Origin of the sequence: Rhodonellum psychrophilum GCM71 = DSM 17998 (genome assembly GCF_000381545.1) — a bacterium.
In the GTDB taxonomy this organism is placed as follows: Bacteria; Bacteroidota; Bacteroidia; order Cytophagales; family Cyclobacteriaceae; genus Rhodonellum; species Rhodonellum psychrophilum.
In genome coordinates this window covers 223,838-249,722 of the sequence record NZ_KB906673.1, presented here as the reverse complement: position 1 = coordinate 249,722, position 25,885 = coordinate 223,838, and the positions used below count along the sequence as shown (strand labels likewise).

The following is a 25,885-nucleotide window of genomic DNA, read 5'->3' as shown; positions in this document are numbered from 1 at the left end:
CTGAAGGATTGAAATCTATCGGTTGCCCCGCTTTTTTGCTTTACATCAATCTCAACCTCACCCCGCCATTGATCACAAATCCATCCAAAGGTGCATAAATGTCCCTAAAGCTGGGATTGTCGAGATTCCCGGTGAAGATGCTGTCAAACCTTGTTTGCCGGGCATCCAGGAAATTTTCGAAATTGATATAGAGGGAGAAATTCTCCCATATTTTCTCCGCCATCAAACCCACAATCCAATAGTCTCGGCCAATCGTACCGTCGCTCAATTTTTGCTCACTGAAATAATAACCTTCCAGTCCTACTTTCCATTCTTCTTCCACTTCATAGAATAGGACCGTATTGACCCTATGTTTCGGAGTCAGAGGATTTGGGCGTGTCGTTCCATTTTGCCTTAGGCGTGCATCCGTGAATGTATAGCCCAAAAAGAGCTTGAAGTCTTGGTATTCCAGCTTGACATTTGTTTCGGTTCCCTTTGATTCACTGGATCCCTCGATATTGACAAATCGGAATCCTGCCTGAACCTCCTCAAGAAACAAAGGATTATCGAGATAGGTGTAGAAAAACAGATGGTTGATACTCAGAAACAATTGGTCATCGAAAAGTCCGGTTTTATAATTCACATCCCAATTCAACCCGTAGCTTTTTTCAAGCCTGTTGGTATTGGGATCAATCGGCAAGACATTTCGGTATTGGATCCTTTCGCTTTCTTCCGTGAAAATGGTCGGGGCTTTATAGCCCAGTCCTCCACCAATTCGGGAAGTGGCTTTTGGAGAAACACGATAGAGAAGTGCCGCTTTGGGGAGGATTGCCCATCCATAATTCCCCACATAATCTGTTCTTAATCCAGTTTCGAGGGTGGTTTTTGCCGAGGTTTTCCACGTGTTTTGGAGAAAGAGCCCAAAAGTATTCAAGTCATAATCCCTAAGGGAAGCCGAACCAAATTGCTCTTCACGGAAGCTTTCGGTCCAGATATTTCCCCCAAGGACCCAGTCCATTTGTTCCAGATCCATTCCCATGGAAATCTCACTGAAGGTCGATTGTTGCAATCCCTTGAAGCGATAATCCCCGGAAGTCAATCCCCGGTCGAAGAAATTGACACTGTTTTTCACTTGGAAATGCCGACGATCATCGAATTTGTGGTCTAAGAAAAACTGGCTGCTTACCCGCTGGGTTTTGTTTTCCTCGAAGAAGCCATTCGGGTTTTCCTCAGGATTTTTGATATAGGCCACGTTGCCGCCCAGTCTGTCTTCGAAGGTGGTGTTCAGCCCAAAATTCAATTTTGTTCTTTCAGAAGGATAGAGAAAAATACGGGGGTTGAAGGTGAACCTTTCGAATTTCGGGATGGCAGTTAACCCAATATCAGCAGGATCGTAAGGACTGTTGGTGTTGTAGGCTCCAAAAATGGTGGTTCCGGTCTTGTCGTTTCTTTTGCCATAAAAACCGCTAAGATCCAGTCCCCCTGCATTGGTCCCGTTGAGGAGGAAACTCAATTCTCCATCCGTTTCAGGGGTTTTGGAAATCAAGTTTACCAATCCTGCAATGGCACCTCCACCGTAAAGTGTGGAAGCAGAACCCTTGATGACTTCCACCTGTTTGAGATCCAATGGAGGGATCTGGAGCAGTCCCAGCCCACTTGCCGCACCGGAATAGAGGGGAAACCCGTCCTTCAGGATTTGGGTATATCTTCCGTCCAATCCCTGGATTCTGATTCCGGCATTGGCGCTGGTGGGGGAAGTGATTTGGACTTGGATGCCGGTACTTTCACTGAGCAGCAATCGGATATCACCGGGTTTCATGTTGGCTTTTTCCTCCAGCTCTTCCCCTGCGATAAACTCTACCCGGGTGGGGATGTCCTCGATGGATCTGGAACTCCTTGTGGAAGAAATCGTGACCACATCCATTTCCTGTTCCTGTGGTTGGAGAAAAACGACAATTGGATTTTGGCCCATCTCCGGGATTTCAAAACTTAGGGTTTTTGATTCATAGCCCATCAAGGAAAAGCGGATGCTGATTTTTCCCGTGGGAATGTTTTCCAGGACAAGAAGTCCTTCCAAGTCAGAAACTGCACCGGCAGTACTTCCGGTGACCATGGCGAAAACTCCGACGAGCGCTTCTTGGGTATTCTGGTTTTTAAGTGAAAATGAAATGGATTTTTGAGCAAAGGCATTGCCAAACAAAAGGCAAAGCCAAAAGGCCAGTATGTACTTTGGCATGTTGGAATTTGATTTTTTGGATGAATTTCAATACGTTTTTAATTGAGTCCGGTGGAATGCGGATCAGTGGATTATCCGGATTCCGGTGTGGTTGGAACCGCGGATTCAACCCGTTTGATGTCCGTATAGTCCTAAACGAAGAAGGCATACGTTTCCAGCAGGTGAAATTCAACCCGAAATATGCATTAGGTTTCCAAATGGAATCGAAACTGCAAGAAAATCAGCCTATTGGGAGAGAAATTTCTGAAACCAATAGGGTAAGGCCAAAATAGTCAAGACCTAATTGATTATCCGTTACTTACAATCTTGAATTGAGTTCGTAATGCATAAAACGGGTTCAACCGAGTTTTGGTGGTTGCCAAATGGAGAAGGAGATTTCCGGAATGGAAAAAAATGGATAAATGGGAGGAATGCTTTTCAAATCTAAAATCTCCGAGCAGGTAGCTGTCAATGCGTTGGGGAAATAAACTGCTGCACAGGTTTGACAAGGTCCAAAAGGATTGCAACAATGGTGATTTTCATGGTCATCCGCCGCTTCCTGTTCCATTGTAATACTGTCATGATGGCAATCCTCCTCCACATGCAATGGCGCCGAGGCCAAAAACAGCACATAAAGGAGCAATAAGAGCGGCAGCATTTTCACACAAGAAAAGTAATCAATTTTAAGGTGAAATTGATTTTTTTATGATTGGGAAAATTCTCTTGACGGAATTTTTGATCGAAATCTCAAAATGCATTGTAACTGTTCCATCTCCAATCAATCGGTTAGGCATGGAAGCAAATAATATCCAATGTAGAAAGATTCATCGGTAGTATTGAGCCAATATGGATAGACAACAGTGCTGATGAAAGTTAGAACCTCGGGCCTCGATTGAATCCGTTTTATACATTGCGACTGCCATTCAACACTGTATTTGTCTGATAATTGGTCCGTTGTTGACTTTTATTGACTTCACCATATCGGTTTCAGGAATTGGTCTCCCAATGGTTTGATTTTCTTTCGGTCCCAATATCCATAGTAAGCCTAATGCGTATTTCGGGTTGAAATAGGGGCAATACATAAAAAACCCTTCTGAAGTATAATCAGAGGGGTTTTTATTTTGAAATTAAAAAAATCACATTTCAAATAGGTCCATTCCCTTCATTATCCATCTTCTTTCCTTGATGTCGAAAGTTACTTTCTGGTCGGGAAACTCAATAAATTCTTCTTTTCCGGAATTTTGTGGATAGTAGGGGCTCAGGTCTTCGCCTTTCACCATTTTATCAAAAAGCATAAAGCCCTTCTCTTTCATTTCGGGTACTTCAAATTTCCAGGTCCTAAAAACCTCTTCATAGTAGGTGAGTTCGCCATTGGCATTTCTTTGCATTTTGACTCCGATTGCTATTTTTTTCTCTTTTAGGGAGGGGGCGATCCTGGTGGTCAATACATATTCATAATCATCTTTTTGATGATATGCTTCCACTGTATACTCTTTGGCAAGCGTGCTGTAGTGTTCATCAAAATCCGCATCAAACTTATTTTCTTGGGTACCTTTTTTTGGAAGGTGCCCCATATAACGAATGGTTGTCAACAAGAGCTGGCTTTTTTCCACTTCTGTTAAATGCTTGTCGGCCTCGTATTTATTCTCAGTAGAACAAGCAGAAACCAATAGCATCAGGGCAGCAAGGATTGGAAATAGGAATTTCATTGCTTTTTGAGATTTAGGGATAAAGATAAAAAGACTTGCCATTGGCATCAAGCCAATGACAAGTCTTTCACTAGGTTTAAGAAATCTTATTTTGCGTAAACAATATTCAATGGAGAGAACTCAGCCCATCCATCCGTCCAATCCGTTGTGCCAAATGCACCAACGAAAGGAACATTCTTGTCAAAGAAAGCAGTTCTTGTGGCTTCTGAAAATTTAGCATCTTCAAAAGAAGCTCCCGTCAAGAGTGTTCCATTTGCCACCAAAGAAAAGTTGGGATTGTTTGGATAATTGGCTACGGTATATTTTGCAAAGAAATTGTCTGGGTTCAGACCATATCCTCTGTAGAAAGCTTCCCATGGACCATCAGCTGCAGGAAGTGAAACAGAGGTGTTTTTGGATTCCCAATAAGCTTTTACATTGGCCACATCAGCACCACCACCAGCTGCATAGTCCGTATTTGGGTTGATCAGGATATTGTTTGTCAATACTCCTGTACCAGATTGGTACTGTTGGGTGACCGAAGCAGTATTGAACCTCAAGCCTACAGGGAAACCTGCAATAACTGAATTGGCAATGGAAACCGCAGTTCTTCTTCTCATATCCATTCCGTGGAAGTTGTTTCCGGAAATTGATCTTCCGACTCTGTCTCTTGGTCCATAAATCGTGATGTTGGAGAAGGTTCCGGTGGTATATGGCTGCACGTCATTGTCGTTTGGTCCATTGTCGGTTTCAAAGCCATTTGACTGAGACTGATCCGCATAGAAAGGATTCCTTACGGCCAAACCAAACTGAACATTTCCTGAATAACCGTAATCTACATCGAAATCATCATCCCAAGTAGAATGGGAAATCAAATATCTTCCATTCACTGTACCGCCAAACCATTCAAATCCGTCATCTCCACCAAAGGATACCATCAGGTGTTCCATGAATGTGCCTCTTCCAACACCACCCATCGTGATGGAGTTGGTTTCATTGTTTGGCGTCAATTCAATTCCTGCATATTCCACTCTAAGGAATTCATATTCTCCGGAACTGTCAGCATCATCCTCTCCACCAAAATTGGCGACAGGATCGATTCCTTCCACAGCTGGATTCGCCTGGTTGGTTTTAGCCCTTCCCAAGATCACCAAGCCACCCCAGTCAGAGCGGTCTCTTTCACCTGGAGCCTGTGCGGAGGTCATGATGATAGGAAGTGCTTTTGTACCTCTTGCAATCAATTTACCGCCTCTGTTTACGATCAATGTGCCTTTTGATCTTTTCTCGCCGTAGATAACTGTTCCTGGCTGAATAGTGACCGTTTGGCCAGTTTGGATAAATACTTGTCCTTTTAACAAATACTGCTTGTCAGCAGTCAGTGTTCTGGTCGACAAGTCACCTATAAGTTCTACAAGGGTTTCTTCCGGTTCCGGTGTAACGGGTGTTGGGTTGTCTTCTCCACAAGAGAAAGAGAAGGCCAGCAATGCCGCAAAAGCAGCGAATTTCAGGGTCTTTTTCATTTTTAATGTCAATTAAGTAATTGGTTAAGTAATGTTTTTGCTATTTAATCCTGTAGCTAAGAGAGGCACTGAAAAGGCTTCCTTTTTTCCACAGGTACATGGGATCATCCACTTTGGTGTCGATTTTCCTGTCGAAGTTTGAATCTTGGTAAAAACGATATTGGAAATTAAGTAGGTCCTGTACACCAAACTTGAAGGTGGTCCTGTCACGGAAAGTCTTGGAGACGGTCAAGTCAATTGCCTGTCTTGGCATTTCATAGATCTCGGGATTGTTGGCATTTCCTGCCACAAAGATTCTTGGACCGGTCACATTATAAGCCGCGCTTATTTGGACATTACTGTTTGGATTGATGTAGTACAATGCGGCGTTCACAACATAAGGCGATTGGCCTTGTAATGCCCTTCTGCTATCCTGAAAAGACACATCATCCCCCAAAAACACCTCCGACCAAATCAGGGAAGCATTGATATTGAATGAAAGATCTCTCACAAAGGGGGCTGATGTAAAGGAACTGAATGCCTTTCTCGCTTCCAACTCAACTCCATATACCCTCGCATCCACGGCATTGGCATAAGTAAACTGGAGTTGTTCCGTTACGTTCTGCTGAACCGTTTCGATAGGCTTATCAAAGAATTTGTAAAACGCGCCGAAGCTGAATGTTTCTCCCTCATTCGGGTAAAATTCATACCGGAGATCAAAATTGTCGATCCGTGCCATTTCCAGATTTGGATTGCCAAAGAAACCAGCGAGGTATTCAAAACTGTAGTAAAGAAAAGGAGCGAATTCCCTGAATTCCGGCCTGTTCAACGTCTTTCCATAGCCCCCTCTGATCAAGGATTTTTTGTTGATGTTATAATCCATGTTGAAGGAAGGAAGCACTGCCAGCTCTCTTTTGTCCACTCGAACCAATCCGCCATCATTGCGACTGTCAAGTTGCTGGATGCTGTATTCGGTTCTTACGCCACCGGAAAAGTTAAATGCTCCCAATGGATACACTCCACCAATGTACCCTGCAGACACCAAAGTGGAAGCATCGTAACTGTCTGTCGGACGGGTACCTTCCTGAATCAACCAGCCATCATTGTTTCTGTAATTTTCAGGAGCGAAGGATTGGTCTATCGGGAGACGGATTAAATTCTCCTTAGAACCAGTTTCGTGAAAACCTGGATAGTATGTTGTGATGTAGCGGGCATTGAAATTTCTTGCCTTGTAATCCACCAAATACCCTGCTCTCAAAATCCTTGGTCTGTCTTTTTCTACACCTTTGAATTTTTTCTCGAAATTGACGCCGTTGCTGATGCCATAATCTTTGAGGTAACCATAAAACCTGCCCAAATCCTGGGGACTGGACGCTGGAGGGTCATTGATTACATATTGTCCTTCTGAACCTTCAGTACTGAAATAACTCCTCAACCTTCTGAAATCAGGCTCTTCTTGGTACATGTAATTGCCTCCCAAAACCCAATTCAACTTGGTTTGCTCATCGTTGAAAAAATGTGTTCCTTCCAGTTGACCTGAATAGATCAGTTTGGATTCATAGCGGAAAGCATAATCCCTTGCACCTTCAGTTCTTTGCACAAAATCTTTGCCCTCTCTAAGGACGGTTTCGTTCAAACCTGTTTGGTTGAAGAGATTTCGGAATTCGATTTTATTGTCCTTGTTCAATCTCAAAAGCCAGTTGGACATGATCCCCACTTCGTTGCTTTTGGAGTAATAATCATCAAAGTACTCATCCCTTTTTTCAGTGATCGCGCCCGGCACTGGGAAGAAATATCTGTTTCTTTCGGCTTGATAATATTGCTGGTTTTGGGCCCAAGTAAAACTTGTAACGGTGGAGAGTCTTTTGCCTCCAAGGCTCCAATTTTTCCCGAATGACAAGCCCGAACTTAGGTTTGGCAATGCAGTACTGGTGTTCACCCCATAATTATTGTCCAAAAGCCTTCCCGCTTCTGCTCTGAGTGGACTGCCTCCTGAGGCGTTTAACAATTGATCGGTAGTTGGGAAATTTTTTGGCAAATCCCTGGAAGTATCGAATCCGAGAACATCTGTTTTAGAGCCTCTTGTTTGCTTGTAGTCTTGAAGTGAAGTCCCGTTTCTGAAACCAACTCCCATTCCAAAATTGATGAAGTCCTCATCAGGGGCATTTTTGGTAAAAACCTTCACCAATCCGCCGGCAAAATCTCCAGGAACTTCCGGAGAAGGGGATTTGTAGATCATCATCCTGTCCAGGTTTTCGCTTGGGATCAGGTCGAAAGAAAAAGTTCTCTTATCCACTTGGGTGCTCGGCGCAATGGCATTGTTGATCATGACCACATTGTATCGGTCATCCACACCCCTTACTCTTACAAATTTATTGTCGACGATGGTAACACCCGAAACCCTTTTCATCACTTGGGCGGCATTGCCATCTTGTGAAAGCTTGATTTGGTCAGCAGAGATGCCACTGACTACTTGAAGGGATTTTCTGATTTCGGAAACAATGGCCACATTCGAGCCTGTTTCCCGGGTGGCCATGACGACCACTTCTCCCAAATCCCCAAGATCTTCTTCCAATTTTACATTCAATACAGTGGCTTTTTCTGCCACTACCTGAATGTCTTCAAATCGAATGCTTTTGTAGGAAATGAATGAGATCACCAAGGTGTAACTCCCTGGCTCGACTCTGGTGATTTCAAAATCACCATCCAAGCCGGTGGCCACACCAAGACTGGTGCCTTCCAATCTGACATTGGCTCCGATGATGGTTTCTCCGGATGCAGCATCCGATACGACTCCTCTTATGCTTCCGGATTGGGCTTGCAGTCCCAATGCGAAAAAGAAGGTCAACAGCAATAAACAAAGATTTTTCTTCATGTGGAAATACGTGTTTTTACGAACACCACAAAGGTCAGAAGAGAATGTTAACTGATAGGGTAGTAAAAATTATCAATTCATTAATTAGGGGGTATTTAAAAAGTTTCAGCCATCACAATAATTTAATATTGTGATGGCTGAGCAATGGATTTGAATCAATTTAAATCGCTATTTCTTTGGAATGAAGCTTATTTCAATGTTACGCTTTTGTTAATGGGGATTTTGTCCAAAATAATCCTGACCAGATCGCGGCTATTGACCCGGTCCGCTTCAGCCTCATAATTGAGTATCAATCTGTGATTGAGCACATCTTCGGCGATTTCCTTGATGTCCTCAGGCAATACATAATCCCTTCCGTCCATATAAGCAACAGCCCTTGCAGCAAGGTTGAGGTTTATACTGGCCCTAGGCGAAACGCCAAATTGGATGTACTTGGATTCTTCTTTCAATCCGTATTTTTCAGGGAATCTTGTCGCAAATACCAATTCGATGATATAGTTTTCCAAAGGCTCTGCGATTTTCACTTCATTGATCTGGGAACGAATTGCAAAAATATCCTCCTTGGTGAGTATCGCGTTGACTTCGGATTTAAAATGCATGTTTGCCATCCTTCTCATCACTTCCAATTCATCTGATTTGGAAGGATAGTCAATATGGACCTTCATCATAAATCTATCTACTTGGGCTTCCGGAAGCGGATAGGTTCCTTCTTGGTCCACCGGATTTTGCGTAGCCAAAACCAAAAAAGGCCTGTCCAACATGTACGTGGTTTCCCCAATGGTGACCTGTTTTTCCTGCATGGCTTCCAGCAAGGCAGACTGAACCTTGGCCGGAGAACGGTTGATCTCATCCGCCAAAATAATATTGGAAAAAATCGGACCCCTTTTGACCTTAAAATCAGCTTCCTGCTGGTTGTAGATCATCGTTCCAATCAAATCCGAAGGCAAAAGATCCGGGGTGAATTGTATCCTTTTGAAATCAAGGTGAAGCACTTTTGCCAGTGTGTTCACCGTCAATGTCTTCGCCAATCCAGGAACGCCTTCCAATAAAATATGACCATTGGTAAAAAGACCGATCAAAAGTCTGTTGACCATCCGGTCCTGACCAACGACGATTTTCCTAACTTCTTCTATTACCTCTTGAATTTTCTGTTGATGCATGGTTTGGTTATTGGTTGATTGGAATGCTCACAAAGTGAGAAGAATGCCCAAAGGTACGGAATCCAAAAGGCTTATCCTTTGGGAACGGGACGGATTGCCCAGTAACAACCCATTTTCTGAATGGTCTCCTTTGAAATAGGATTGAAAATGAATTGGTGCCAAAATTAGAATAAAATAGATGCTATCCCAATACCTATTTTGGGTAATTTATCAGTGGTAAAATGCAGCCAAGAATCTGGCTATTTTTCACCTTTTCTTTTTAACGGCAGATTTTCCAATAAATTTAAAATTTGTGGTTTTTTTACCTTCCGACAATTGCCCTACCCGAAGATGCAACAGTCGATAGATTTCCTCCTGGGAAAATTCCCGGACTTCTCCCACATCAAATCCACTGATGGTGAGCTCCTCCATCGACCAGCGAACCAATCTCAAAGTCGGGAATCCGACCGCTGCGGTCATCTTGCGCACCTGCCGATTTTTTCCTTCGGTCAACTTCAACTCAATCCAGCTGTCGGGAACATTTTTTCTGTATCTGATCGGTGGGTTTCTTGGAGGCAATTGCGGTTCCTCCTCCAACAATCGGGCCTCTGCTTTTTGTGTGGCATACATTTTTCCATCCACATTGATTTCCACCCCATTTTCCAGAGCATCGACCGCCTCAGGTGAAGGAATACCATCTACTTGTGCCAAATAAGTCCTTTGGTGCTTAAATTGAGGATTGAGCAGGTGGTGGTTCAGCGGCTTGTCATCTGTAATCAAGAGCAAACCTTCGCTGTCTTTGTCCAATCGGCCGACGGGATAGACCTCTTTCGGGAAATCCGAAACTTCTTTCAAGGAATCCTTTTCGCCGCTAAATTGGCTAAGGATTCCAAAGGGTTTGTAAAGAATAAAATAACGAGGACTGGACATTTGTGATAGAAAGGGGCAAAAATTTTGATTACAATCAGGAAATGGATTTGGAAAACAGAAATGGATTTGTTCAAAAAAAGAATCGTTGTGGAATCGAGAAAAAAGAGGGTCGAAATCTTGCCTTTTATGCAATCTTAAGGACCCTCAATATGTTTTTTCAGCCGATCAACTCCCACATCCTATGCAATCAAAATGGCTGTCCATCGGTTTGACGCCCATGCGTTGCATTTTTAGATTATGGATCTGATCACGGATTTCCATGTCCTGAAACATGTCTCCGGTAAGGGACCCTTCCAGACGTTCTATTTCAGTGTCCAAAGCGGTGGTTTGTTCTGTATTCATAAGGCCTTTGTTTTGGGGATTAGCAAAATTCAAGATATAAAAGTTCAGGGATTTTCGCCAATTTTTTTTAGCCACTGAATAGCAAAGATTTAAATTTCCTTTTTTAAAACGTTCTTAAATTTTCCAAAAAGGAACAATTCCAACCATTATTTTGTCATTATTACATTAAAAGCATCTCCTTTTTTGATTTTAACCCAAAGCACATGAAGCAAACAGACCTTAAATCACTTTTGGCGCTCCGCAAAACCCTGCACAAAAACCCAGAAGTTTCCGGCCAGGAAATTGAAACCTCTAAAAGGATAAAGGAATTTTTTATACCCCTGAAGCCCGATCTAATCATCGAAAAACTAGGAGGTGAGGGGATTGCATTCGTATTTGAAGGTTTGGAAAAAGGTCCTGTTTCGCTTTACCGCTGCGAGTTGGATGGCTTGCCTATCCAGGAGAAAAACGACATTCCCCATATTTCAACACTTCCCGGAAAGTCCCATGTATGTGGGCACGATGGACATATGGCCATCATATCCGGATTGGGTTTGGAATTGTCCAAAAATCGACCACAAAAAGGGAAAGTGGTTCTGCTTTTTCAGCCTGCTGAGGAAACCGGGGAAGGCGCAGCGGCCATCCTGAAAGACCCCAAGTTTCAACAGATCAAGCCCGATTATGCCTTTGCCCTCCATAATCTTCCTGGATACGAACTGAATCAGGTCATCATAAAGAAAGGTGCATTTGCAGCTTCTTCCGTGGGAATGATTGTCAAATTGCATGGCAGAACCTCCCATTCTGCCCACCCAGAGGCTGGAAACAGCCCCGCTGAAGCGATGTGCAAAATTATTTTGGCCTTGGAAAGACTTCCGGATGCCATGAAAAAATTCACATTGGTGACCGTTGGCCATGCCCAGCTTGGAAATGTTGCCTTCGGAACCACGCCAGGGGAAGCGGTGGTGATGGCCACGCTGAGATCCTTTGACAATGAAACAAGGGATAAGTTGGTTGGTTACGCCGAAAAACTCATCGCTTTGATCGCAAAGGAATACGGACTGACATTTGAAATCACCTATACCGAATCTTTTGCCGCCACCCACAACGATCCTGACGCCTGGCATTTGGGAAATGAAGCCGCCAAAAAATTGAAGTTGAAAACCAAACATATTCGGGTTCCTTTCCGCTGGTCGGAAGATTTCGGCTTATTTTCCGATTATACCAAAACCCTGCTCTTCGGCTTGGGATCAGGCAAAAAACAACCGCAACTCCACGAACCCAATTTTGACTTTCCAGATGAAATTATCCCTACAGGAATCCAAATGTTTTTGGAAATCATGGCACAAATCCACGGCAAACCAGAAATAACCCAATCCTAAAATCAAAACGCAATCTTCCAATAATGAACCACTTGGTTCACCGGAATTCCTGGAACAGCAATTCTCCCTATTTAAATCCCTTTATGAACCACACTTCTTACATTGAAATCAGTAAATCCTCCTACAAAAAAAACATTCAATTTATACGGTCGGAAGTAGGTCCGGGACCCACGATTTCGGCTGTGGTAAAGGGAAATGCCTACGGTCACGGAATAGAAAATATCGTCCAAATCGCAGAAGCGGCCAACATCAGACATTTCAGCACTTTTAGCTCAGATGAGGCCCTCCGGGTTTACCAAAGCAGCAAAAAAAACAGCGAAGTCATGATCATGGGGATGCTCGCCAATGAGGACCTGGAAGAAATCATCAAAAAGGGGATCGGTTTTTTCGTTTTTGAATTCGACAGATTGAACGCCGCTACAGAGGTAGCAAGAAAGATCGGTGTGAAGGCCAAAATCCATATCGAGGTAGAGACCGGTTTTCACCGGACGGGATTTGAATGGGAAGAAAGGGAAAAACTCGAACTATTTCTCAAAAACAACCTTGAATTTCTGGACTTAAAAGGACTGTGTACACATTATGCCGGTGCGGAAAGCATCAGCAATTATGTGCGGGTTATGGATCAGATCAAAAGATACCACCAATTCAAAGATTGGTTTGTCGAAAAGCAAATCAAATTTGAAAAGTACCACACAGCCTGTTCTGCAGCTACTTTGAATTATCCGGAAACAATCATGGACTTGGTCCGGATCGGAATTGCCTCTTACGGCTTTTGGCCGACACAGGAAACCTACATGAGCAAATTCAAACAACTGCCTGAAAACAACAAAAACCCATTGAAAAGGCTCATTTCTTGGAAAAGCTCCATCATGAGCACCAAAAAAGTCAAAATGGGAGACTTCATCGGCTATGGCTCCAGTTATATGGCTCCGCGAAACATGACCATTGCCTTGGTGCCGATTGGGTATTCCCATGGATACAGCAGGATGTTGAGCAATTTGGGCAAGGTACTTATTGGCGGCCAACTCGTATCGGTGGTGGGAACGGTCACGATGAACAGCATTGCGGTGGACATTACAGATCTGAAAGGGATCGGGAAAGGGGACGAGGTCGTCCTGATCGGAAAACAGAAAAAAGGAGAAGTCACGGTAGCTTCCTTTGGAGAATCCACACAACAGGTAAATTATGAATTGCTGACCCGCTTGCCTCAGGATATTCCAAGGAAAATCATTGCCTGATTATAGGGGTATCTGGTATTCAAACTGATTTTCAGATTCGGGATCAATAAAATATCACGGTTTTGTTCCCAAAAGGGAAGATTTTTCTCCCCAAATGATATCTAATGGCCTTGGAAAGGACAACTTTTTCCACGTCTTGGCCCATTTGTACCAAGTCAGAAACGCTGTTGTGGTGCCTGACCCGTGCCACGTCCTGTTCGATAATCGGACCTGCATCCAATACCTCAGTCACATAATGGGCGGTGGCGCCAATGATTTTCACACCCCTTTCATAGGCGGCATGGTAGGGTTTGGCTCCGACAAATGCCGGCAGGAAAGAGTGATGGATATTGATGATCTGATTGGGATAATGCTGGATGAAATCCCCGCTCAGGATCTGCATGTATCTGGCCAGCACGATAAAATCCACATCATGGGATTTCAACAAATCCAATTGTTTTTTTTCCGCCTCAGCCTTGTTGGCATTGGAAGTGGGGATGTGGTGAAAGGGAATTCCAAAATTGTCCACTACTTCTTTCAGGTCCAAATGGTTGGATATGACCAAGGGGATTTCTACCTCAAACTGTCCGGAGTAATACCTGCTTAGGATATCAAATAGGCAATGGGAGAGTTTGGAGACAAACAAGGCCATTTTTGGTTTGGGGGAATTGAAATGTAGATTGTACTCCATCCGAAAATCTTTCCCAACCTTTTCCCAGAAAACAGTCCCAATTTCTTCTTTTGCCAAGGCAAAACTTTCAAGTTCCCAGGCTGCGCGCATAAAGAACATCCCCATGGCTTGGTCCACATGCTGGTCTATTTCAAGAATATTGCCTTTGTTCACAAACAAAAAATCAGAAACCGCCGCTACGATCCCCTTTTGGTCTGGGCATTGGATGATTAAAATCGCTGTTTTCATCGGAAGTAATTAGGATTCAAAAATAAAAATATCCAAAATGAATGTTGTTTTTCCAAATTATTTTCAAAAAAAGCATGAAATAGATAATAAAAACACAATGGAACAACCGAAAATCGGTTATTCCAACAATGCCTGAATGTCATCCTTGCTGAGGGTCTTCATGAAGCTTTCCTCGGTACTGATCAATTCCCCGGCAAGGGCCATTTTTCTTTCCTGCAGGGCCATAATTTTTTCCTCCACAGTATTGTGGGTAATAAATTTATAGATCATGACCTTATTTTCCTGACCGATCCTGTGCGCCCTGTCGATCGCCTGTGACTCAACTGCAGGATTCCACCAAGGATCCAACAAGAACACATATTCCGCTTTGGTTAGGTTTAGACCCACTCCACCGGCCTTTAGGGAAATCAGGAATATTTTGATTTTGTCATTTTCCTGAAAGGATTCCACCTGTGCTTGTCGGTCCTTGGTCGTCCCGTCTAGGTAAGCATAGGGGATTTGTTTTTCCTCCAAATATTCCTTCACAATGGCCAAATGCCGAACAAATTGACTGAAAACCAAAACCTTATGCCCCTCACTCGCCGTGGCATTGAGCATGTGGATCACATCCTCCAGTTTCCCGGAATCTCCCGTATAGTCTTTGTTGGTCAAGCGGGGATGGTTGGCAATCTGTCGCAGCTGGGTCAAACCCCGAAGCAGCATGAATTGTTGGTTTTTAAGTCCCGGAAGACTGTTTTCATTGACGATTTTTTCCCTGTAATAGCTCTTCACTTCCTCATAGGCCTTTTCCTGATCGGGTGTCATGGTGGAATATTTCACATTGACAACCTTCTCAGGAAGGTCGGTGGCCACTTGGGTTTTCAACCTCCTTAGGACAAAGGGTTTGATCATCGCATTCAATTTGATGGCCTTGTCCCGGTCGTTCTTTTTCTCAATCGGCAATAAAAACTGTTTTTTAAACATGCTCTGATTGCCCAGAAGTCCATTGTTGATGAAATTCATCTGGGACCAAAGATCCATGGTGCCATTCTCCACGGGCGTTCCTGTGAGGATGAGTTTGTGCTTGCATTTCAACTCATTGACTGCCTTGGAAATGATACTTCCCGGATTTTTGATGGCCTGGGATTCATCCAAGATGATGTAGTTGAAATAAAAATCCTGTAGGAGTGAAAGGTCCATCCTTGTGATCCCATAGGAGGTCAATACCAAATCATATTTGGCAAATCGACTGTTGTCTTTTAGTCTTTGCGTGCCGGTATAGACCAAAATCTTCAATTCAGGCGTAAATTTCTTGGCCTCAAGTTCCCAGTTGTAAATCAGGGAGGTTGGCATCACCAAGAGTGATGTCGCGCCTGAAGTCCTTTGTTTTTCGTGGGCCAGAAGCGCCAGTGTTTGGACAGTTTTTCCAAGACCCATGTCATCTGCCAGGCAACCTCCGAACCGGTATTCATTCAGAAACCGCAGCCAATTGTACCCCGCTTTTTGATAAGGTCTGAGTGTTCCATGAAAAGTCTCAGGAAGATCATAGTCTTCAATGGTGTCAAAGTCCTTCAGTTTTTCCAGTTTTTTACTCAGGGAAAGCTGGACAAGGTTGTGGTTTTGCAGTTCCAAGGCCAGTGCGATGTGGTGTTTTTTCAACTTCAACACTGGGTCGTTTTTTTCCTGATCTTCCAAAAAGGAGAAAATCTCTGAATAATTGACAAACCACGCCTCGGGGATAACGGCGATTTCTCCATTAGGCAACTCAAACTCCGATTTTCCCTGAAGCAAAAGTTTCCGGATTTTGGAGAACGGGATTTCGTAGGTGCCAAACCGGATCAAAGCGTTGACATCAAACCAGTCGATGTTTTCCTTTACCTCCACACTGATGTGTGCATGGCCTATAAAGTAACGTTTTCCTTTAAAAATGGCAGATTGGCGGATTTTGATCCCCATTTCTTCCAAGTTGTCCTTATGGGTATTGATCCATCCAAAGGCTTTTGACTTGGTCAGGGAAAAACGGGAAGATTTAACCGGAAGACCCAAATCCTTCAGATAATCTCCATAGGATTTTTCCTTTTCCAAGTCACGGATGACTTTGTGAAAAACATAGTTGTTTCCCAATTCCTCGAGTTCGACATTGTTGGAAGCCTTTTCTTCTGAGCGAAACGCATAGTCACCATATTGGAACTGGAGGTCAAAAACGATCTGGTCTTCGTCCTCATTTTCCAATTTGTTGCCAAACAAGTCCACTTTTGGAGTTCCGGGAAGGTCACTGAGACTCAGGACTGGTTCTGGCTGACTTCTCTCCACCTTGATGTCAAAACCTTGGGCATAGACGTCAAAGGAGGCCACCAGCTGGGTGACAAACTTTTTGTAGTATTGTTGCTCGATTTTTTTGGGAATGACAATGAATTTTTTGTTCAGAAATGGCTGTAGCTTTTTTCCATCCACACCTTTCGCAAAACTAAAAAGATTGTTGTCCACCACAAGCCAGGCGGGGTCGTGACAGACCAGATAGCCATTCCGATATTGCCATTCCAGTTTTTCTCCCCGGTATTTGATGGTTGGGAAATAATGCGTGTTTTCCTCATTTCTTCGGAAATGGAAAAGCACTTTGGCTTTTTCCGGCATGATCTCAATTTCCCTCCAAATCGGATTGCCATCATTTCCCATCTCAAACAACCGTTTTCCCTGGAGGTTTTCAAGGACCTTAGCCCTCAATCCTTCCACTTTGACCTCGATCAGTTCTTGGATGGTTTTGTTTCCGGTTTTTTCATCATAGATCTTCCGAAGATATTCCTTGGCTTTAAGTTTCTTGGTATTGAGTTTTTTCACCAAGGCATCCTGTTGCATTTCATCCATCCACTGAATCAGTGCATAGTCCTTCTCATCAAGACCTGCAGCAAACTCGGGTGCATTGACATGCGAAATATTTTGGTGGGCAAACGAAAGCCTGCCCTTTTCATCCAGCTGAATCACAAAGGATTCGAAAAGCAATCCAAGGTATTCGTGGCTAAATAGGGAGTATACAATCTCAAAAGGCTTCTCGGAAGAAACTTTCATAGTTTTCTGGGAAAATAATCAACGGAGCAAAACTGTCCAATCAACAGTTTTTTTGAATTTAAACTAGCTCGAAAATTAAACAATAAAATTTATAATAAGAGGTTTTCCCAGAAAGAATGGGAAATAAATAGGAGAAATAAGACAAATTATAAGAGGTTGGGAAGAATTTAATCATCCGGAAAGTCCAATTATGCAAAAAATGAGGTTTGGATAGATTTTTATTGCTCTTTCCTGCCCGTAAACCAATCGACCAATTTTCACCCAAACATCCAGGAATGCGATGGCCAATGACATTATCATTTCTTCCGTTTTTTGGGAAAAACGGCTGTTCTTACTTTGGGATTGCCCTGAGTTGGTTTTTGTATTGCAGCCACTTTCTCACTCTTAAAAACTGTTCCCATTTGGGAAAAAGCGTAATGTCCTGGATGCCTTGGATTTCAGCGTAGAGTCTTTCAGCAAGCGGATAATTCCCAACTTTGAAAGCTTGAAAGGCATATTTTACAGCGACCATTGCCCGGGCATGTTCAAGTTCCTGCTCTATATAGGCGTCTCCCGATTTTTGCAAGGCGAATTCGATTGAATCGGGGCTGGTTTTCACCGAATTGGACTGGATTTTGTTTTTCAGGACCAAACCTTCCAAAGTTGTACAGCGACTCAAGGCCACATAGACTTGTCCGGACTCGAAAGAGCGACTGATGTCCAAGATCGCCCGTTCAAAAGTCAAGCCTTGGCTTTTGTGGATGGTAATGGCCCAGGCGAGTTTCAGTGGGAATTGAGAAAAGGTGCCGATCACTTCGGATTCTACATGATCCTCTTTTTCGTTGTATTTGAATTCCACGTTTTCCCAAAGCTCCCTTTCCACCTCGTAAATCCGTCCTGGCATGGATTGTACCTGAATAGAATTCTTTTCGATCTTCGTGATCTTCCCGATCATGCCATTGTAATAGCCCAAAAAGGAGTTGTTTTTCATGAAGATTACTTGGGCACCCACCTTGAAGGTGAGATCCATCGGGTCAAAAGGAGCCATGTTCGGCGGAAAATTGTCCTTGATTATCCCGGGAAAATGATGTTCTGTCCCCTTCAGTTCTTCCAGCTTTTTGCTGTTGATTTCTGCGATGGTCTGATTGTGCGTTCCCAGCAACACATATCCCTGGTCCAAAAGGTCAAAGGAATATTTTTTGACCGTTTGGTTCAACAAGGCAATATCGTCAAAGGTGTGTGAAGATTCACGGACCCTGTTGAGCAAGGCCTTGAACTCTTCGTCCTTTTGCCGATAGATTTTCTGAAGCTCGATATGAATGGGCTGCAGGCTTTTGAAGGCATGGGAGCCAAAGAAAAACCTGGTATTGTAATGTTGGGACAAATGCTGCCAGTCCTCATTTCGGACCACGGGCGGCAGTTGGAAAGGATCTCCGATGAGAATCAATTGGACTCCCCCAAAAGGCAGGTGCAATTTTTTCCTGAATACCCGAAGGATTTGATCGATCACGTCCAAAAGCTCCACACGGACCATGGATACTTCATCGATGATCAGGATGTCGAGCCTTCTGATCACATCCAATTGGGGTTTTGCAAATGAAAAAGTCTTGAATATGGAGGTCTTTTTGTCACGGGCATTGGGCTGAAGCCGGGGATCTCCAGGCAGGAAGAGCTGCCTTGGATCAATCCTGAAGAAGGAGTGAATCGTTTTTCCCTTGGCATTGATGGCAGCGACTCCTGTAGGAGCGATCACAGCCATATTTTTATCCAGGTTGATTCTTTTTAGCGTATGGAGGAAAGTGGTTTTGCCAGTTCCTGCCCTTCCGGTGAGAAAAAGGGATCTTTCGGAGAAAAGCGCAATCTCCAAAGCCTGAATAAATGCCTTGTTTTCGGTGTCGAGATTGTTCTTTTTAAACTCGTCATAAAAAAACTGCTTCAAAGAAAAAGAGGACATTCGACTGGGTTTTGATGAATCCCCCAAGGTAAGGAGAAATTGAATGATTCCCATTGACAGCCTCCACAAACAGCCTAAAATTAAAGCCTATTACCGCCCAGACTCACATCTTGCTGCCAATTTATCTCACGCAATTTCATTGGAAAAAAAACTTTGTTTCATAAAAGCCTGGTCTAAAATATCCAAAAAAAACATCGACGGCATATTCCTGCCAAAAAAAGGCCTTGCTGGATTTTAAATCCAGCAAGGCCCAAATTTCCAAAAACCCGGCAAGTTTATGCCGTATGGATTGATGGATTCAATTGGCTACAAATCATCATCCTCTTCGAAATCGTCATCGTCCGGAGCGCCCATGTCAAACATGGAGCTGAAGAGGTCCTTGAACTGCATCCCTGTTTCAAGCAATTTTTTGCTCAACTGGCTGTACTCCGCCAAACCGTGGAGTGCAAATTCCATGAAGAACTCCTTTTCTCTTTCCGGAAGGTTTTTCACCGTCTGGGTAATGACGGTTTCAAGTCCCGGAACCCCATGCAGAAGGGATTTGTACGTTTTGTCATTTTGGGAAGCCAAAATGTCCAGGGAATTTCCTTCCCCAAACCATGCCACCGTTGCCTCATAAGGATTGGCCAATTTTTCTTTTTTGTTCTGCTCAGGTGATGGGAAATAATCCGTGAACAGGGTCCTGATGGCTTTTCCAATCAAATTATAGGCGACCAAACCGGCACCTTCCTGTTCTCCTTCATACACCAACTCCACTTTTCCGGTAATTGCTGGAATGACGCCAATCAAATCTGCGATCCTGATGACTGTACTTTCCTCGTTGTTCAGATAAAGGCGTCGCTCTGCCGCACTGATGAGGTTTTCATAGGCGGAAATCGTCAAGCGGGCAGAAACGCCACTTTTTTCGTCCACATATTCGCTACTTCTTGCCTCAACTGCAATCTGCTCGATCAGGTCCTTCATCAATTCGGGAACATGAATTTTGTCCAAGGGCTTGCCGTCCAGTCTTGCTTCCTGTGCAGTGATCCTCTTTCCGATTTCGATGGATTTTGGATAGTGCGTGATGATCTGGCTTTCGATACGGTCCTTGAGTGGCGTGACGATACTTCCTCGATTGGTGTAATCTTCTGGGTTGGCCGTGAAGACAAATTGGATGTCCAGGGGCAATCTTAGCTTGAAACCACGGATCTGAATATCGCCTTCCTGCAGGATATTGAACAGGGCAACCTGAATCCTTGCCTGCAAATCGGGGAGTTCGTTGATCACAAAAATGGAACGGTGAGACCTTGGCACCAGACCATAATGGATCACCCTTTCGTCATTGTAGGAAAGCTTCAGTGTAGCGGCTTTGATGGGATCCACATCACCGATCAGGTCAGCAACAGAAACATCCGGGGTAGCGAGTTTTTCGGTGTAGCGGTCGTGTCGATGCCACCAAGAAATGGGTGTATGGTCGCCCTTTGAGGCGATAAGGTCATGCGCATAGGCAGTCAAGGGCTGAAGTGGGTCGTCATTCAACTCTGCTCCATCCACCACTGGCACATATTCATCCAATAAATGGGTCATCAATCGGGCAATTCTTGTTTTGGCCTGTCCTCTCAATCCCAAAAGGTTGATGTTGTGCCGTGAGAGTATGGCGCGCTCGATATCCGGGATTACAGTATCTTCAAATCCCCAAATGCCTTCGAACACATTCTCTTTTTTCTGGATTTTTTTGATGAGGTTTTGGCGAAGTTCTTCTTTGATCGAGCGGGGCTGGTAGCCGGACGCTTTCAATTCCCCCAAAGTCTTTATTTTCAATAATTCTTTTGCTGTCAATTTCTGATAGTCCATGCTATACACGTTTTGTTCTGTTTCTTTTATAATCTTCAAAAATAAGGTCTCCCAGACCTTTCAAACTGCTGTAATAAGCATTGCCATTGTTCACCTTGGTGAATTCTTTGACGAATTCCTTGAGATAGGGATCCGTTGCGATCATGAAGGTGGTCACAGGGATTTTGATCTTGCGGCATTGAGCAGCCAATTTTAGCGTCTCGCTGAGAATTTTGCTGTCGATACCAAATGCGTTTTTATAATATTTGATGCCGACTTTCAAACAGGTTGGTTTACCGTCGGTGATCATGAAGATCTGTTTGTTGGGATTTTTTCTCCTTCGGAGCAAATCCATGGCGAGTTCAAGTCCCGCTACTGTATTGGTGTGGTACGGCCCGACTTGTAGGTAGGGCAAATCCTTGATTTCAATCTGCCAAGCATCGTTTCCGAACACGATAATGTCCAAGGTGTCTTTTGGATATCGGGTTTTGATCAATTCGGCCAAGGCCATGGCCACTTTTTTGGCCGGGGTGATCCTATCTTCCCCATAGAGAATCATCGAATGCGATATATCGATCATCAGGACTGTGGAGGTTTGGGTTCGGAATTCATTTTCATTGATTTCCAAATCCCCTTCCGTCAACAGGTAATCCCCAGAAAGTCCATGGTTGATCTGTGCATTCCGCAAAGAATCCGTCAGGGCTATCTGATCCAGATTGTCTCCAAATTCATAGGCACGACGATCCGTTCCCTTTTCTTCCCCTTGTCCCGAATGGGTTGTCTTGTGGGTTCCTCCCTTGGCTTTTTTGAGTTTTCCGAAAATTTCTTCTAGGGCACTCTTCCGAATGGTTTGCTCCGCTTTGCCAGTGATTTTGAAACCACCTTTTTGGTTTTCTTCCGTCAGGTAGCCCTTGGACTTCATCTCTTCTATAAAATCCCCGATGCCGTACTCCGGATTGGTCATTTTGTAGCGCTTGTCCAGGTTACTCAGCCAATTGAGGGCCTCCGACACATCTCCTCCCGTCATGGTCACCAATTGAAGAAAAATGTTCAACAGGTTTTCGAAAGCATTTTTCTCAGGGTCCTGCGGGGGTATATATTGTGTAAATCTAAATCCTTTCATAACACGGTCATAACCAAAATAGGGGAAAACTGGTTTAAATCTTGTACGATTAATATGAAAATATATGAAAAACTATCTCTTTCCCGTCTACCTGGTCACAGGCTTTCTCTTGATCTATGTGACCTCCGTCCAGGTGAATTTGAGCACAGGACTGATCCTATTTATGTTTTCCATTTCACCGGTTATGGTGCTTTGGATGGTTTATAAAGTATTGACGGCCGATGTGGAGGTCAAACATACTTTCGAAGAAAAGTGGTATGAGGACTACGATGCGCCTCTTTTGGAAAAAAAATAATCCTAAACCAATTGCGATGAATAAAAAAATAAGGGTAACCGGAAATGTTCAAGGAGTTTTTTTCAGAAAGTGTACTCAACAAAAAGCCCTGGAATTGGGGATAAAGGGTTGGGTCAAAAATGAGCCAGACGGATCTGTATTGACAGAAATCGAAGGTGAGTTCTATGCCGTGATGGCAATGGAAGAATGGCTGAGGAAAGGACCTCCGAATGCAAAAGTGGAGGCACTTTGGGAAGAAGAGGGAGAAAAACAGGGGTATGCGGATTTCTCAATCCTGTATTAATTCCCGAAGGCGAAAAGTATTACTTTTCACATGCCCCTTTCACAAAGGAGGTTACGCCGCTATTGGTGGCCAGACAGTCATTGGAATAAGTCTTTCCGTCGCAGCCGCAGACAGGATCAAAAAGCATATAACAAACTGCTTCAGTATTGATTTTTGCGGGATCAATACAGTTCACTATTTCCTTGGGTTGCTGGTCCTCACACTGGAAAGCTAAAAATATTCCTGAAATGGCCAGAATGATTATTGACAATGTCTTTTTCATGGATTTGCGATTTGTTATAAAGACGGAAAACCGAGGAGAAACGCTACAATTTCTTCAGATTTTTCACTCGGGTCTCGGATAAGGGGCTTTTCCACCCACAGTCAATCTGATAAAGCACGAATACTCACGCTCCTGATTCAATAAAAAATAATCTTTTGCATGCATTTTCTTCAAATAAATTTCGATTGATTATTTTTGACAGCATTCAAAAACCAACGCAAATGAATCCCTCAATAGATCCGATTCTTCACCTGAAAAAAACATTTTCCAATATAAGTTACGCTGAAAAAAAGCTGAGAAACAGGGAGTTTGTCAAATGTGAATTTATCACTTGTGATTTTGCGAAAAGTGATTTGAGAGACAATGATTTTGAGGATTGTACTTTTAAAAACTGCAATCTTTCCATGGCTTTGATCGAAGGGGCGGGTTTTAGAAATGCCACTTTCATTGGATGCAAATTGCTTGGGGTAGATTTCACGAGATGTAACAGGTTTCTGTTTTCCTTCAGTTTCCAAGACTGTTATCTGGATTACTGCACTTTTTTTGGCACAAAACTTCGAAAAACCAAATTCACAGGTTGCTCACTCAAAGAAACGGATTTCACGGAAACGGATTTGACAGAAGCTGTTTTTGATGCTTGTGACCTGAGCGGGACAAAGTTTTCCAACACGATTCTGGAGAAAGCGGATTTTCGTTCGGCCAATAATTTTGCCATTGACCCCGACAGGAACAAAATGAAAAAGGCGAAATTTTCAGCCTTGAACCTTGGAGGCTTGTTATTCAAACACCAATTGGAGATCACCAATGATGGATAGGTTGCAATTCAATACTCCATTGCTAAAAGTGTTGTTATTTTGGTCGCAAGAGGTCTTATTCCCAAATGCAAACCTCTGAATTTTTGAAAAAGGTTTGCTGCCCTTTTCAAGTGATTTTTTCAACCCGTTTTATGCATTACAAACGCTATTCAATATTGTAATGAACTGATAATCAATTGGGTGTTGACTATTATTAACTTCACCCTATTGGAGTCAGGAATTATTCTCCCAATAGTCTGATTTTCTTTCAGTTTCAATCCCATTTGGAAACCTAATGCATATTTCGGGTTCAAGAGTCGTTCAGTCTCTGTTCCCCCAAGTTTGGAAAGGGCTTCATTTTTCGTTTCCTCCTGCGACTCTCGATAATTTTCTTAATTTTGTCAATCAAAAAAAGAAAACAATATGCTTGACAAATTACAAGCACTCAAAGATAGATTTGAAGATGTGGGTCAGCTGATCATTCAGCCGGATGCGATGTCGGACATGGGCAAATACACCAAGCTAACCAAAGAGTACAAGGACTTGGAAAAAATTGTGGAATTGTATGACGAGTACAAACTGGTTTTGGATAACATCACCAGCTCCAAGCAAATTCTGGACAAGGAAAAAGATCCGGATTTTAGGGAAATGGCCAAGGCGGAGATCGAGGAGTTGAAAAACAGGCAAGAGGAATTGGAGGAAAAACTCAAGCAACAATTGATTCCCAAAGATCCAAATGATTCCAAAAACTGTATCCTGGAAGTAAGGGCAGGTACCGGAGGGGATGAGGCCGCGATTTTTGCCGGAGATCTCTTCAGGATGTACCAACGCTTTTGTGAAAAACAGGGCTGGCAGCTTACCGTACTGGATCTAACCTTTGGCTCCTCAGGAGGATACAAAGAAATCATCAGCACCATCACGGGACCTGATGTCTACGGGATGATGAAGTATGAATCCGGAGTCCACCGCGTACAGCGCGTGCCCGCCACCGAAACACAAGGTCGGGTCCACACCTCCGCAGCTTCCGTTGCCGTCCTCCCAGAAATGGATGAGGTCGAGGTGAATATCAACATGAATGAAATCCGAAAAGACACCTACTGTTCCTCCGGTCCTGGTGGACAATCGGTCAACACCACCTATTCGGCGGTAAGGCTTACCCACCTTCCCACAGGAATGATCGTGACCTGTCAGGATGAAAAATCCCAGATCAAAAACTTTGAAAAAGCGCTGAAAGTATTGCGTTCCAGGCTTTACGAAATTGAATTGAACAGGCACAACGATGCCGTGGGCGCACAAAGAAGGTCAATGGTAGGAAGTGGAGACAGGTCTGACAAAATCCGGACTTACAACTATTCCCAAAGCCGCGTGACGGATCATCGTATCAACAAAACCGTCTATAACCTTCCCGATTTCATGGAAGGAAATATCGAGGAATTCATTTCCGCCCTGAGATTTGCAGAGAATCTGGATAAAATGAAGACCAATGGCATGGAAGAATAGCCATTTGCTGAAAAAGGAAGGATAATAATTGCAGAATGCTAATAATTTTAGGCGTTAAACTGTAATATTTTGGTTTTTAGTACAGAAAATCACAAAAGGGCGTTAACTTAAAGAAAACTAAAACCAACCTGCATGATTATTAGTGGAAATAAAAGCATAAGTCTGGTTTCTTGGCAAGATGGACATTTCCATAGCTTATATCCCTTGGCCAACAATCCAAATATAGCCAAGAACCTCAAAGACAGTTATCCTCAGCCCTATACGATTCACGATGCACGGTTTTGGATCGAGCACAACCAAAAATTCAATCCCCCACAAAACTTTGCCATTGAGTTTGAAGGCAAATTGGCAGGATCGATTGGCTGTGAGATCGGGAAAAATGAATTGAGCACAAATTTAGAGCTGGGCTTCTGGATCGGAGAACCATTCTGGGGAAAGGGTATCGCGACTGAAGCGGTCCAGCTTTATAGCGAATACGTGATTGAAAAATTTCCGGAAATCAAAAGGATTTACGCGCAGGTATACGATTTCAATTTTGCCTGCATGAAGGTGTTGGAAAATGCCGGATATGTTCCCGAAGCCATTTTGAAACATGGCTATATAAAAAATGGTGAAGTTGGAGATCTTTTCCAATATGTGATGATTCGCGATGACGTCGAAAAACACGCATAAAACAA

At 43.4% G+C, this 25,885-nt stretch carries 21 protein-coding genes; 7 read left to right on the top strand and 14 right to left on the bottom strand.

Annotated features, from left to right (window positions below; genetic code table 11):
* Positions 1-40: 40 nt before the first annotated feature.
* From F824_RS0101265 to F824_RS27675, 8 genes are all read right to left on the bottom strand, one after another.
* Positions 41-2,215, bottom strand: a complete 2,175-nt coding sequence (locus F824_RS0101265; protein ID WP_019596027.1) for a TonB-dependent receptor — start codon at positions 2,213-2,215, stop codon at positions 41-43.
* Positions 2,216-2,552: 337 nt separating this feature from the next.
* Positions 2,553-2,852 (bottom strand): hypothetical protein, encoded by a 300-nt coding sequence (locus tag F824_RS0101255; RefSeq protein WP_019596025.1) that lies wholly within the window; start codon positions 2,850-2,852, stop codon positions 2,553-2,555.
* A 478-nt stretch (positions 2,853-3,330) separates the two neighbouring features.
* Positions 3,331-3,903: a hypothetical protein gene (locus F824_RS0101245; RefSeq protein WP_033405025.1), complete on the bottom strand. Its 573-nt coding sequence runs from the start codon at positions 3,901-3,903 to the stop codon at positions 3,331-3,333.
* An 86-nt stretch (positions 3,904-3,989) separates the two neighbouring features.
* A complete protein-coding gene (locus F824_RS0101240; protein WP_019596022.1) occupies positions 3,990-5,402 on the bottom strand; it encodes a hypothetical protein in 1,413 nt (470 codons plus the stop codon).
* Between the two features lie 40 nt (positions 5,403-5,442).
* Positions 5,443-8,256 (bottom strand): TonB-dependent receptor, encoded by a 2,814-nt coding sequence (locus F824_RS0101235; RefSeq protein ID WP_019596021.1) that lies wholly within the window; start codon positions 8,254-8,256, stop codon positions 5,443-5,445.
* Between the two features lie 188 nt (positions 8,257-8,444).
* Entirely contained in the window at positions 8,445-9,416 is a 972-nt protein-coding gene (locus tag F824_RS0101230) for an AAA family ATPase (protein ID WP_019596020.1), read from the bottom strand.
* A 246-nt stretch (positions 9,417-9,662) separates the two neighbouring features.
* Entirely contained in the window at positions 9,663-10,325 is a 663-nt protein-coding gene (locus tag F824_RS0101220; protein WP_019596018.1) for a pseudouridine synthase, read from the bottom strand.
* Positions 10,326-10,490: 165 nt separating this feature from the next.
* Positions 10,491-10,667, bottom strand: a complete 177-nt coding sequence (locus F824_RS27675; protein ID WP_169368192.1) for a hypothetical protein — start codon at positions 10,665-10,667, stop codon at positions 10,491-10,493.
* Between the two features lie 203 nt (positions 10,668-10,870).
* Here F824_RS27675 and F824_RS0101205 point away from each other — a divergent pair, with 203 nt between their 5' ends.
* Positions 10,871-12,025 carry an amidohydrolase gene (locus F824_RS0101205; protein WP_019596015.1) on the top strand — a complete coding sequence of 385 codons (1,155 nt, stop codon included), beginning with the start codon at positions 10,871-10,873 and terminating at the stop codon, positions 12,023-12,025.
* An 83-nt stretch (positions 12,026-12,108) separates the two neighbouring features.
* On the top strand, positions 12,109-13,263 hold the full coding sequence (gene alr, locus F824_RS0101200) for an alanine racemase (RefSeq protein WP_026333423.1): 1,155 nt from the start codon (positions 12,109-12,111) through the stop codon (positions 13,261-13,263).
* Between the two features lie 43 nt (positions 13,264-13,306).
* On the opposite strand, the gene purU is transcribed toward alr, so the two are convergent.
* The 5 genes from purU to F824_RS0101160 form a co-directional block, all read right to left on the bottom strand.
* Positions 13,307-14,161 (bottom strand): formyltetrahydrofolate deformylase, encoded by an 855-nt coding sequence (purU, locus tag F824_RS0101195; protein WP_019596013.1) that lies wholly within the window; start codon positions 14,159-14,161, stop codon positions 13,307-13,309.
* Positions 14,162-14,278: 117 nt separating this feature from the next.
* Complete coding sequence (locus F824_RS0101185; protein ID WP_019596011.1) at positions 14,279-17,206, bottom strand: DEAD/DEAH box helicase; 2,928 nt, start codon at positions 17,204-17,206, stop codon at positions 14,279-14,281.
* Between the two features lie 331 nt (positions 17,207-17,537).
* Positions 17,538-19,139, bottom strand: a complete 1,602-nt coding sequence (locus tag F824_RS0101175; protein WP_033405021.1) for an ATP-dependent DNA helicase — start codon at positions 19,137-19,139, stop codon at positions 17,538-17,540.
* A 306-nt stretch (positions 19,140-19,445) separates the two neighbouring features.
* Positions 19,446-20,972: a P-loop NTPase family protein gene (locus F824_RS0101165; protein ID WP_019596007.1), complete on the bottom strand. Its 1,527-nt coding sequence runs from the start codon at positions 20,970-20,972 to the stop codon at positions 19,446-19,448.
* Between the two features lies 1 nt (position 20,973).
* Positions 20,974-22,074: a vWA domain-containing protein gene (locus F824_RS0101160; RefSeq protein ID WP_019596006.1), complete on the bottom strand. Its 1,101-nt coding sequence runs from the start codon at positions 22,072-22,074 to the stop codon at positions 20,974-20,976.
* Between the two features lie 64 nt (positions 22,075-22,138).
* Between F824_RS0101160 and F824_RS0101155 the strand changes: the two genes are divergently transcribed.
* Complete coding sequence (locus F824_RS0101155; protein ID WP_019596005.1) at positions 22,139-22,369, top strand: hypothetical protein; 231 nt, start codon at positions 22,139-22,141, stop codon at positions 22,367-22,369.
* A gap of 16 nt (positions 22,370-22,385) precedes the next feature.
* Positions 22,386-22,652, top strand: a complete 267-nt coding sequence (locus tag F824_RS0101150; protein WP_019596004.1) for an acylphosphatase — start codon at positions 22,386-22,388, stop codon at positions 22,650-22,652.
* Between the two features lie 19 nt (positions 22,653-22,671).
* On the opposite strand, the gene F824_RS0101145 is transcribed toward F824_RS0101150, so the two are convergent.
* Positions 22,672-22,914: a Kazal-type serine protease inhibitor family protein gene (locus F824_RS0101145; RefSeq protein ID WP_019596003.1), complete on the bottom strand. Its 243-nt coding sequence runs from the start codon at positions 22,912-22,914 to the stop codon at positions 22,672-22,674.
* 221 nt (positions 22,915-23,135) lie between these two features.
* Between F824_RS0101145 and F824_RS0101140 the strand changes: the two genes are divergently transcribed.
* From F824_RS0101140 to F824_RS0101130, 3 genes are all read left to right on the top strand, one after another.
* The gene (locus tag F824_RS0101140; protein WP_019596002.1) at positions 23,136-23,729 is read left to right on the top strand and encodes a pentapeptide repeat-containing protein; all 594 of its coding nucleotides are present in this window, start codon (positions 23,136-23,138) and stop codon (positions 23,727-23,729) included.
* Between the two features lie 402 nt (positions 23,730-24,131).
* Entirely contained in the window at positions 24,132-25,208 is a 1,077-nt protein-coding gene (gene prfA / locus F824_RS0101135; RefSeq protein WP_019596001.1) for a peptide chain release factor 1, read from the top strand.
* Positions 25,209-25,340: 132 nt separating this feature from the next.
* Positions 25,341-25,880 carry a GNAT family N-acetyltransferase gene (locus tag F824_RS0101130; RefSeq protein ID WP_019596000.1) on the top strand — a complete coding sequence of 180 codons (540 nt, stop codon included), beginning with the start codon at positions 25,341-25,343 and terminating at the stop codon, positions 25,878-25,880.
* Positions 25,881-25,885: the final 5 nt, after the last annotated feature.

Excerpts from the sequence above, each read along its gene's own strand:
- F824_RS0101220 (WP_019596018.1), bottom strand. The coding sequence starts at position 10,325 with ATGTCCAGTCCTCGTTATTTTATTCTTTACAAACCCTTTGGAATCCTT.
- F824_RS0101245 (WP_033405025.1), bottom strand. The coding sequence starts at position 3,903 with ATGAAATTCCTATTTCCAATCCTTGCTGCCCTGATGCTATTGGTTTCT.
- F824_RS0101230 (WP_019596020.1), bottom strand. The coding sequence starts at position 9,416 with ATGCATCAACAGAAAATTCAAGAGGTAATAGAAGAAGTTAGGAAAATC.
- F824_RS0101160 (WP_019596006.1), bottom strand. The coding sequence starts at position 22,074 with ATGAAAGGATTTAGATTTACACAATATATACCCCCGCAGGACCCTGAG.
- F824_RS0101175 (WP_033405021.1), bottom strand. The coding sequence starts at position 19,139 with ATGTCCTCTTTTTCTTTGAAGCAGTTTTTTTATGACGAGTTTAAAAAG.
- F824_RS0101165 (WP_019596007.1), bottom strand. The coding sequence starts at position 20,972 with ATGGACTATCAGAAATTGACAGCAAAAGAATTATTGAAAATAAAGACT.
- F824_RS0101255 (WP_019596025.1), bottom strand. The coding sequence starts at position 2,852 with ATGCTGCCGCTCTTATTGCTCCTTTATGTGCTGTTTTTGGCCTCGGCG.
- F824_RS0101145 (WP_019596003.1), bottom strand. The coding sequence starts at position 22,914 with ATGAAAAAGACATTGTCAATAATCATTCTGGCCATTTCAGGAATATTT.
- F824_RS0101155 (WP_019596005.1), top strand. The coding sequence starts at position 22,139 with ATGAAAAACTATCTCTTTCCCGTCTACCTGGTCACAGGCTTTCTCTTG.
- F824_RS0101140 (WP_019596002.1), top strand. The coding sequence starts at position 23,136 with ATGAATCCCTCAATAGATCCGATTCTTCACCTGAAAAAAACATTTTCC.
- F824_RS0101240 (WP_019596022.1), bottom strand. The coding sequence starts at position 5,402 with ATGAAAAAGACCCTGAAATTCGCTGCTTTTGCGGCATTGCTGGCCTTC.
- prfA (WP_019596001.1), top strand. The coding sequence starts at position 24,132 with ATGCTTGACAAATTACAAGCACTCAAAGATAGATTTGAAGATGTGGGT.
- F824_RS0101265 (WP_019596027.1), bottom strand. The coding sequence starts at position 2,215 with ATGCCAAAGTACATACTGGCCTTTTGGCTTTGCCTTTTGTTTGGCAAT.
- F824_RS27675 (WP_169368192.1), bottom strand. The coding sequence starts at position 10,667 with ATGAATACAGAACAAACCACCGCTTTGGACACTGAAATAGAACGTCTG.
- F824_RS0101205 (WP_019596015.1), top strand. The coding sequence starts at position 10,871 with ATGAAGCAAACAGACCTTAAATCACTTTTGGCGCTCCGCAAAACCCTG.
- F824_RS0101150 (WP_019596004.1), top strand. The coding sequence starts at position 22,386 with ATGAATAAAAAAATAAGGGTAACCGGAAATGTTCAAGGAGTTTTTTTC.
- purU (WP_019596013.1), bottom strand. The coding sequence starts at position 14,161 with ATGAAAACAGCGATTTTAATCATCCAATGCCCAGACCAAAAGGGGATC.
- alr (WP_026333423.1), top strand. The coding sequence starts at position 12,109 with ATGAACCACACTTCTTACATTGAAATCAGTAAATCCTCCTACAAAAAA.
- F824_RS0101185 (WP_019596011.1), bottom strand. The coding sequence starts at position 17,206 with ATGAAAGTTTCTTCCGAGAAGCCTTTTGAGATTGTATACTCCCTATTT.
- F824_RS0101235 (WP_019596021.1), bottom strand. The coding sequence starts at position 8,256 with ATGAAGAAAAATCTTTGTTTATTGCTGTTGACCTTCTTTTTCGCATTG.
- F824_RS0101130 (WP_019596000.1), top strand. The coding sequence starts at position 25,341 with ATGATTATTAGTGGAAATAAAAGCATAAGTCTGGTTTCTTGGCAAGAT.